This window comes from Streptococcus lactarius, from assembly GCF_016642265.1.
In the GTDB taxonomy this organism is placed as follows: domain Bacteria; phylum Bacillota; class Bacilli; order Lactobacillales; family Streptococcaceae; genus Streptococcus; species Streptococcus lactarius.
Map to the genome: position 1 here is coordinate 19,041 of NZ_MRXX01000013.1, position 8,458 is coordinate 27,498.

Annotated in this window: 7 protein-coding genes; 2 read left to right on the forward strand and 5 right to left on the reverse strand. The window is 43.6% G+C overall.

Going from position 1 to position 8,458, the window contains the following annotated elements:
* Positions 1 to 14: 14 nt before the first annotated feature.
* From pnp to BTU61_RS08775, 3 genes are all read right to left on the reverse strand, one after another.
* Positions 15 to 2,237 (reverse strand): polyribonucleotide nucleotidyltransferase, encoded by a 2,223-nt coding sequence (gene pnp, locus BTU61_RS08765; RefSeq protein WP_200773222.1) that lies wholly within the window; start codon positions 2,235 to 2,237, stop codon positions 15 to 17.
* A 502-nt stretch (positions 2,238 to 2,739) separates the two neighbouring features.
* On the reverse strand, positions 2,740 to 3,471 hold the full coding sequence (locus tag BTU61_RS08770) for a hypothetical protein (RefSeq protein ID WP_200773223.1): 732 nt from the start codon (positions 3,469 to 3,471) through the stop codon (positions 2,740 to 2,742).
* A 14-nt stretch (positions 3,472 to 3,485) separates the two neighbouring features.
* Positions 3,486 to 4,808, reverse strand: coding sequence for a DUF6287 domain-containing protein (locus BTU61_RS08775; RefSeq protein WP_200773224.1), 1,323 nt, complete (start codon positions 4,806 to 4,808; stop codon positions 3,486 to 3,488).
* A 153-nt stretch (positions 4,809 to 4,961) separates the two neighbouring features.
* Here BTU61_RS08775 and pepF point away from each other — a divergent pair, with 153 nt between their 5' ends.
* A complete protein-coding gene (gene pepF, locus BTU61_RS08780) occupies positions 4,962 to 6,758 on the forward strand; it encodes an oligoendopeptidase F (protein ID WP_200773225.1) in 1,797 nt (598 codons plus the stop codon).
* Between the two features lie 54 nt (positions 6,759 to 6,812).
* Positions 6,813 to 7,604: a DUF2785 domain-containing protein gene (locus BTU61_RS08785; RefSeq protein WP_200773226.1), complete on the forward strand. Its 792-nt coding sequence runs from the start codon at positions 6,813 to 6,815 to the stop codon at positions 7,602 to 7,604.
* 165 nt (positions 7,605 to 7,769) lie between these two features.
* On the opposite strand, the gene trxA is transcribed toward BTU61_RS08785, so the two are convergent.
* Positions 7,770 to 8,084 (reverse strand): thioredoxin, encoded by a 315-nt coding sequence (gene trxA, locus BTU61_RS08790; protein WP_200773227.1) that lies wholly within the window; start codon positions 8,082 to 8,084, stop codon positions 7,770 to 7,772.
* A gap of 12 nt (positions 8,085 to 8,096) precedes the next feature.
* Entirely contained in the window at positions 8,097 to 8,321 is a 225-nt protein-coding gene (locus BTU61_RS08795; protein WP_200773228.1) for a DUF4649 family protein, read from the reverse strand.
* Positions 8,322 to 8,458: the final 137 nt, after the last annotated feature.

Here is an 8,458-nt window from a genome sequence, read left to right on the forward strand (position 1 = left end):
TCCTTTTCTAATGCTTATTCTGAATCTTTTTGTGTAATAGTGAAATCTTTTTTAGGTTTGTGGTCTTTATTGTGGTGACGAGGACGATCGCCATGGCGATGAGTCTTTTCACCGTTTTCTTCGCTGTTTTCTGGTTTTGGCGGACGAGGTAGAAGAGCTTTCATCGAAGCATCTACACGTCCTTTTTCATCAATCTTGATCACCTTGACATCGACTTCATCACCGATGGCTACCAAGTCTTCGACACGGTTGGTACGCGTCCAAGCCATTTCAGAGATGTGAACGAGGGCATCCGTCTTGTCAAAGAGGTTGACAAAGGCACCGAATTTCTCGATCCGAACCACTTTGGCATGGTAGACTTCGTCCACTTTGGCTTCACGAACCAAACCAGCAATGATTTCCTTAGCACGGTTAATCGCATCTTGGTCGCTCGAGTAGATCGATACGTTCCCTTCTTCGTCGATATCAATCTTAACGCCTGTTTCAGCGATGATTTTATCGATGGTTTCTCCACCTTTACCAATGACAATCTTGATCTTGTCGACATCAATCTTGATGGTATCAATTTTCGGAGCAGTTGGTGCCAATTCTGGACGAACTTCTGGAATGGTTGCTTCGATGACATCAAGGATTTCAAAACGAGCTTTCTTGGCTTGAGCAAGTGCTTCAGTCAAGATTTCTGCAGTGATCCCTTGGATCTTGATATCCATTTGAAGGGCTGTAATCCCGTCACGCGTACCAGCTACCTTGAAGTCCATGTCTCCAAAGTGGTCTTCCAAACCTTGGATATCTGTCAATACGGTATAGTTGTTCCCGTCTGAGATGAGACCCATGGCAATACCTGCTACTGGCGCCTTGATTGGCACACCACCAGCCATAAGGGCAAGTGTTCCCGCACAGATAGAAGCTTGAGATGAAGAACCATTTGATTCCAATACTTCTGCTACTAGACGAATCGCATATGGGAATTCTTCCAAGCTTGGCAATACTTGAGCAAGGGCACGCTCACCAAGAGCACCGTGTCCAATTTCACGACGACCAGGCGCACCGTAACGACCTGTTTCCCCTACAGAGTATTGAGGGAAGTTATAGTGGTGCATAAAGCGTTTCTTGTACTCAGGATCCAACCCATCGATGATTTGGGTTTCACCCATTGGCGCCAAGGTCAAGACAGAAAGAGCTTGCGTTTGTCCACGAGTAAAGAGACCTGAACCGTGCACACGAGGAAGGAAGTCGACTTGCGCATCCAACGGACGGATTTCATCAACCTTACGACCGTCAGGACGAACCTTGTCTTCCGTGATCAAGCGGCGCACTTCAGCGTGTTCCATTTGTTCCAAGATTTCAGCCACATCCCGCATGATACGGTCAAATTCTTCGTTGTCTGCATATTTTTCTTCGTAAGCAGCAATGACTTGGTCTTTCACTGCTTGAGTCGCCGCTTCACGCGCCAATTTTTCTTCTACTTGGACCGCTTTTTGGAGGTCACTGTTGTAGGCTACGATGATTTCAGCTTGCAATTCAGGATCTACATGAAGCAATTCTACTTCTGCTTTTTCTTTACCGACTGCCGCAACGATTTCTTCTTGGAAGGCAATCAATTCTTTAACGGCTTCGCGCCCTTTCAAAAGAGCTTCCAACATGATTTCTTCCGACAATTCTTTAGCGCCAGACTCTACCATGTTGATAGCGTGTTTGGTACCAGCTACTGTCAATTCAAGAAGCGAGCGCTCAGCTTGTTCTTGCGTTGGGTTGATGACGATCTCCCCATCCACATAACCTACTTGTACCCCAGCAATTGGTCCGTCAAATGGAATATCTGAGATAGAAAGTGCCAATGATGAACCAAACATAGCTGCCATTGGGGCAGATGCATTTTCATCGTAAGAAAGAACCGTATTGATGACTTGCACTTCGTTACGGAAACCTTCCGCAAACATAGGACGGATTGGACGGTCGATCAAACGAGCTGTCAAGGTCGCATCAGTAGAAGGACGACCTTCCCGTTTCATAAAGCCACCAGGAAACTTCCCAGCTGCATACATTTTTTCTTCGTAGTTAACTTGAAGTGGGAAGAAATCTCCCGTTGACATTTTGTTGGACATGACAGCTGCCGTCAAGACAGTTGACTCCCCATAACGCACGACAACTGCGCCATTTGCTTGCTTAGCAACCTGGCCAGTCTCTACGATTAACTCACGACCCGCAAAAGTCGTTTGAAACACTTGTTTTACCATTAAAAGTAATCCCCTTTGGATTGATAATATTTATACGACTTGCCTACAAAGATCAAGATATTTTGGACGGTTCGGCTTGCCGAACATTTCTGTAGAAAAATAGGAAGGTGACGCCGCACTCGATGAGTGCTAGGAAACTTATCTTTTTTCCTAAGAAATGAGGCCAAAATTCAGTTCATCAGGATACAAAGGGCGTGAAGAATCCCGTATGAAAATAGGAGATTGACGCAGTGTGCCACGCACACTAGGAAATCTATCTTTTTCACTAGGGATTTAGCCCGTGTTCAACTATCAAGATACCAAGGCCGTCAAGCAACTCAACGAGATAGGAATTTCAACAGCCTATCTGTATATTATATCCTCATCTTTGTATCCAAGCACGTATACCTTTTATTTTAACATATTCAAGCCCAAAAGAAAAAGGCTTTACGGGCCTTTTTCTGCGAATCTTCCTAGAGACCTATATAAAAATTTTAGATCCAGGTATAGCTTCTATTTATTTTTACGATTTCGCGAATTCCATACTGTCCACATAAAAGCGTGTTTTGTGGGTTCCACCCTTGTATTCTTTGTGATTGCGTTTCAAGACAAAGCGTCTGTAGGGTTCAGATGTTCCTTGGATGGTCGTCGTCACTTCAACGGAATCATCATTGATCACCCAGTCATCAGGCGAAGGAATCTCCATTGGTGGCATCGCTCCTCCACGACCACCAGGTACAACTTCGTAGAAGGCCTTATCTTTTGTCGAATAGAGCCAGCCTTTTTTCTTGTCATTTACCAGTTGAATCAATTTATCCTGAGAAAAACTACGGATAGAGTCCGACGTCTTCTCTGCATCCAATTTATCAATGATATCTTGCAACTGATAGGTTTCTGGCGTGTAGGTATTGTAGTAATCAATGAACATATCTTGCGGGTAACCGTCAATCGCACCGTGATCATTGTTCAACTCCAGCAAGCGAGTCGGTTGCACCTGAAGCGAATAGGTCAAAGACGCACTGTTTTCGATAATGGAATGAATATCTGCCTCGTCCGCCTTAGACAAGGTGCCAATCGCTTCCTCATCCTCTTCATTTGACTGGCTTTCATCTGTTTTTTCACTGACCTTCTCAGACGATTTTGTTGCAGACGAAGAATCCACTGGCCCATGCTTGCGCTCATAGCGTTTTGGAGCGCAGGCTGCTAGGGAAATCAATAGTAGAGTAGCTAGTAAATAGGTTCCAATTTTTTTCATGTTTGTCTCCTTTTTTAGTCCACACGGTAGAAGAAGTCGCTCACTTCCCACCCTGCTGATTGACCTGTCCAAATACGGTCTTTTCCAATATCAGAAGGATCTGCAATCTGTTCAACATATACTGGTAGGGATGTTCCTGCTGGAATAAATCTTATAATTGCACCACCAACCTGATACTTAGGATTGCTGAAACCTCCACTAAGGTGATTATCCGTTGGTTTAATTCGATTAACCAGCATATTTTCACCATTAAGGGAAACTTGATCTGCCGATCCACCTCCACCAAACACTAATGTCCAACCTTTCCCATTTTTCCAGGTCCCTGCGATACTTGAGAAATTTCCGTTCTGAATTTCTTGAAGGTTCATCCCACTACTTTTCTTACTTGAAGCAGTTGATTTAGAACCATCCACACGCGTTGTAAAGTCAAGGGCGATCCAGCCTTGACCAGATTCCAGTTTGCCCCAGGTGTGGCCATCTGCCTCTACAGTTTCCGTAATGGTGTGAGTTCCTTTTGCGATCATTCCTGCAGATGAAGCTGAGGTTGAGGGCTCTTTGCGAATACGGAGATCCGATACACTAACTTGGACTTGGAAAAAACCTGTCTTCTTATCCTCCGCTTTAGCTGTTGATTTGGATTTCCCTTTACCGTCAAAATTTTTCCAATCGAGCTTAGCGAGGTCTAACTTCTTGGCTGAAATCCCAAGGGCTTGCTCAGTTGTTTGGTTCCCACCCATTTGAATGGTCGCTTTCTTTTCTTCCTTGGCTCCCCCTTTTCTTAGCGAATAAAGGGTCAATTCCTGCTCTGGATTCAGGGATTGCCAAGTAGCATAGACGATTTGCCCATTGTCAAAAACATCTAAACTGGAGCGATAGCCACCTACTGCAGCTGTGTAGGCCGTATGGAGCAATTCGGGTTCTTGTCCTTTTAAATAATAGATGGCAGAAACATATTGTTTGTTTTCCGTGTATTGATTAGATACCAAAAGTTCATCGACACCATCTTGGTTCAGGTCTGCAAAAGCATACTGGAAGGTTACCGGAGTTCCCAAGCGTTCCAAGGCATCCAGATAGATATTTTCTTCTGAACCGGCTGGTATCTTACCCAATTCCTCAGAGAGCCCCGTTTTATCGCCATTTTTAAGAGCTGTATCATACTTGGCATACCGCTCCAAGACCGCTTGATAATACTTCTGTCCTGTATCCTTCTTTTCTTTTTTAACCGTTGATGACGTGGCCGTTTTTGGTTTGCTTTGGCGCTCATAGCGTTTCGGCGCACAAGCCACCAAAGATAAAACGGATGCACCCGCCAATAGTGAAATAATAACCTTTTTCATAAAAACCTCCTCATATCTATCCTAGTATATCAAAAATGGTCGTTTTTTCCACTTATTTTCAAGATTTTCACCTAAGTATCTCGTCTCCCTCTATGTTTCTCCCCTTTTTTCTGCTATACTTATGAAAGAATACCGATCAAAAGGAGAAACACTATGGAATTAAAGAAACGTTCTGAATTTCCTGAAAACGAACTCTGGGACCTAACAGCCCTCTACCAAGACCAGGAAGACTTCTTGCGTGCCATTGAAAAGACCCGTGAAGAAATCAATGAATTTGTCCGTAACTACAAGGGCAACCTCCACACCTTTGAAGACTTTGAAGCTGCCTTTGCCATCTTTGAACAAATTCAGATCCAACTCAGCCACATTGGCAACTACAGCTTTATGCCTCAAACGACTGACTTTGGTGATGAAGCTTTTGCGGAAATTGCCCAAGCAGGGATGGATTTTGAAACCTGGGCCAGCGTAGAGCTAACCTTCTTTGATGATGCCTTAGTCGAAGCAGATGAAGAAGTCCTTGAACGCCTGGGTCAACTCCCTCACCTCACTTTTGCCATTCGTCAGGCTAAAATCAAAAAAGCTCACTACTTGGGAGCTGATGTGGAAAAAACTTTGACCAACCTTGGTGAAGTCTTCTACGGACCGCAAGACATCTATACCAAGATGCGGGCAGGTGACTTTGAAATGGCTGATTTTGAAGTGGATGGAAAAGTTTACAAGAATAGCTTTGTCACCTATGAAAACTTCTACCAAAACCATGAGAATGCGGAAGTCCGTGAAAAAGCCTTTCGTTCCTTCTCAGAAGGTCTCCGCAAGCACCAAAACACGGCTGCTGCTACCTATCTAGCCCAAGTCAAATCAGAAAAACTGATCGCAGATATGCGAGGTTACGACTCAGTCTTTGACTATCTCTTGGCTGAGCAGGAAGTGGATCGTGCCATGTTTGATCGTCAGATTGACCTGATCATGAAGGACTTCGCTCCGGTTGCTCAAAAATACCTCAAACACGTGGCCAAGGTCAACGGCCTTGAGAAAATGACCTTTGCTGATTGGAAGTTGGACTTGGACAGTGCGCTCAACCCAGATGTTACCATTGATGATGCTTATGACTTGGTCATGAAATCTGTGGCACCTCTTGGAGAAGAATATTCACACGAAATTGCTCGCTACCAAACCGAACGTTGGGTCGACTTTGCGGCCAATGAAGGCAAGGATTCCGGTGGATATGCGGCCGATCCATACCGCGTCCATCCTTATGTCCTCATGAGCTGGACAGGACGCTTGAGCGATGTCTACACCCTGATCCACGAGATCGGACACTCTGGTCAATTTATCTTTTCAGACAACAACCAAAGCTACTTCAACGCCCACATGTCGACCTACTATGTGGAAGCTCCTTCTACCTTTAATGAGCTCCTCCTTAGCGACTATTTGGAACACCAGTTTGACGACCCTCGTCAAAAACGCTTTGCTTTGGCTCACCGTTTGACAGACACCTACTTCCACAACTTCATCACCCACTTGTTGGAAGCAGCCTTCCAACGCAAGGTCTACACCCTGATTGAAGAAGGTGGAACCTTCGGCGCTAGCAAGCTCAACAGCATCATGAAGGAAGTCTTGACCGAATTCTGGGGAGACGCTGTTGAAATCGATGACGATGCAGCTTTGACCTGGATGCGCCAAAGCCACTACTACATGGGACTATACAGCTATACCTACTCAGCTGGATTGGTTATCTCAACAGCCGGTTACCTGCACTTGAAGAACTCCGAAAACGGAGCCAAAGATTGGCTGGACCTTCTCAAATCAGGCGGCAGCAAGACCCCACTTGAGTCAGCCATGATTATCGGAGCAGATATCTCAACTGACAAACCACTTCGCGATACGATTCAATTCCTTTCAGATACTGTGGATCAGATTATTGCTTATAGTGAAGAGTTGGGAGAATAAACTCTTCTACAGCTAACTCTAAAATAAGCTAGTATAAATGCAGAGGTGCTAGGGATGTATCAAGAATTACAAAATAAAGTAACAGAAGAAAAACCAAGCTATCGTCGAGAAGAAATCCAGTGGTTGCTGGAACATTTAGGAGACCCCTCACCAGAAATTCGCGATGATCTCGTTTTTACAAGCTTGGCTAGAGGGTTGCAAGAAGAGCTATTTACACAGGAACAATTTCATTTCATTGCTGAGACGATTTCGTCCGATAAAGGAGTAGAAAAAGAGATTGATAAGCTAGGGTTGCCTACACTTGAACGTTCGTTTAGGGCACTGATTTATGCAAATCTCTTGTCTGTTGATGCCAACCCGCAATCGATTTTTTATCAGGGGTTAGAAGCGGAAATCCGTACGGTCCTTTTACATCAAGGCTTATACTATCTTTCAAAAGAAAAGGATACAACTAGTTTTTCAAGCCAGTATGGTTGGGTTCACGCTTTTGCACATGGAGCGGATCTCTTGACAGAGGTGGCTTGTCATCCCGACTTTCCTAAAAACAGAGTTCCTGAAGTCTTTAACATACTTGGCCAAATCTTTAAAAGAATTTCAATTCGTTTTACCAGTGATGAGGATTGGCGCTTGGCGAGAGTGCTTTATGAACCTATTTTACAGGGAAAGTTAGAGCAAGAACAGGTAGCTTCTTGGATAAAAGCTGTTGATTTTCCGATAGAAGAAAGAGAAGATTTTTATAAATTTTCCAACTTCAGATCTTGTCTGTTAGAAGTCTATGTCCAACTAGACCAAAGAAACATTTTACAAGCTGACTTGAAAGAAGCTATTCAATCTTTTCAATACTAAATGTGATACTGTGAATGTAAAACTCTCCAAAAATTTCAAGTTACTTTTCTCGAAACAGAAGAATTATTGATGATAAAAGAACCTTGTTCCTCGTTTAAAAGAACTGGGCTCTTTCTTTGAATATAAAATAGCACTCCTATCTTACTAATGGGAGTGCTATTAATTTTAACTCAACTCGTCTACAATAGCCTTAATTTGTGCTGCAGTGTGTACCCCTGCGACTTGTTTGACAACCTGTCCATCTTTTTTGAAAAGAAGAGTTGGGATGGACATAATGCCGAAAGCACGCGCGGTTTCTGGATTTTCATCCACATCCATTTTCAGGATTTTTAACTCATCTTCCGAAAGTTCTTCCGATAATTTTTCTAAGATAGGAGCTTGCATACGACATGGACCACACCAAGTTGCCCAAAAGTCCACCAAGACCAAGCCTTCTTTAGTTTCTGCTTCAAATGTTGCGTCTGTAATTGCTTTTGCCATTGTTTTTCTCCTTTAGTTTTTGTATTGATCGAGGTCTTGCTTCATCAAATAGAAGAAGACATCTCCGTAAGTGCCTTGGTAATCCAACTCATGACCATTATAGGTCAATTTTGTCACTGGAAAATAATCCGCAACCCCGATTAGGCAGGCCTGTTGGGAACGCTCAAATTCTTCATAAGAATCAAAATGCATGACCCGTTCTTGTTTTGCACCGTCTAGATAAGTAATGTCAATCATAGCGATAACCTCTGTTTCATTTTATAAGTTCATTGTAACTCCTATCATTACACCTGTCAACCAAAACGACTTATACAGACAAATCCATCATCTTTAGCTACTAAATGCAAAAAGGAACAGAGAGTGGGACAGGAATC

Bases quoted from the DNA above. Each gene is read 5' to 3' on its own strand.
- pnp (WP_200773222.1), bottom strand. From the start codon at position 2,237: ATGGTAAAACAAGTGTTTCAAACGACTTTTGCGGGTCGTGAGTTAATC.
- BTU61_RS08770 (WP_200773223.1), bottom strand. From the start codon at position 3,471: ATGAAAAAAATTGGAACCTATTTACTAGCTACTCTACTATTGATTTCC.
- BTU61_RS08775 (WP_200773224.1), bottom strand. From the start codon at position 4,808: ATGAAAAAGGTTATTATTTCACTATTGGCGGGTGCATCCGTTTTATCT.
- pepF (WP_200773225.1), top strand. From the start codon at position 4,962: ATGGAATTAAAGAAACGTTCTGAATTTCCTGAAAACGAACTCTGGGAC.
- BTU61_RS08785 (WP_200773226.1), top strand. From the start codon at position 6,813: ATGTATCAAGAATTACAAAATAAAGTAACAGAAGAAAAACCAAGCTAT.
- trxA (WP_200773227.1), bottom strand. From the start codon at position 8,084: ATGGCAAAAGCAATTACAGACGCAACATTTGAAGCAGAAACTAAAGAA.
- BTU61_RS08795 (WP_200773228.1), bottom strand. From the start codon at position 8,321: ATGATTGACATTACTTATCTAGACGGTGCAAAACAAGAACGGGTCATG.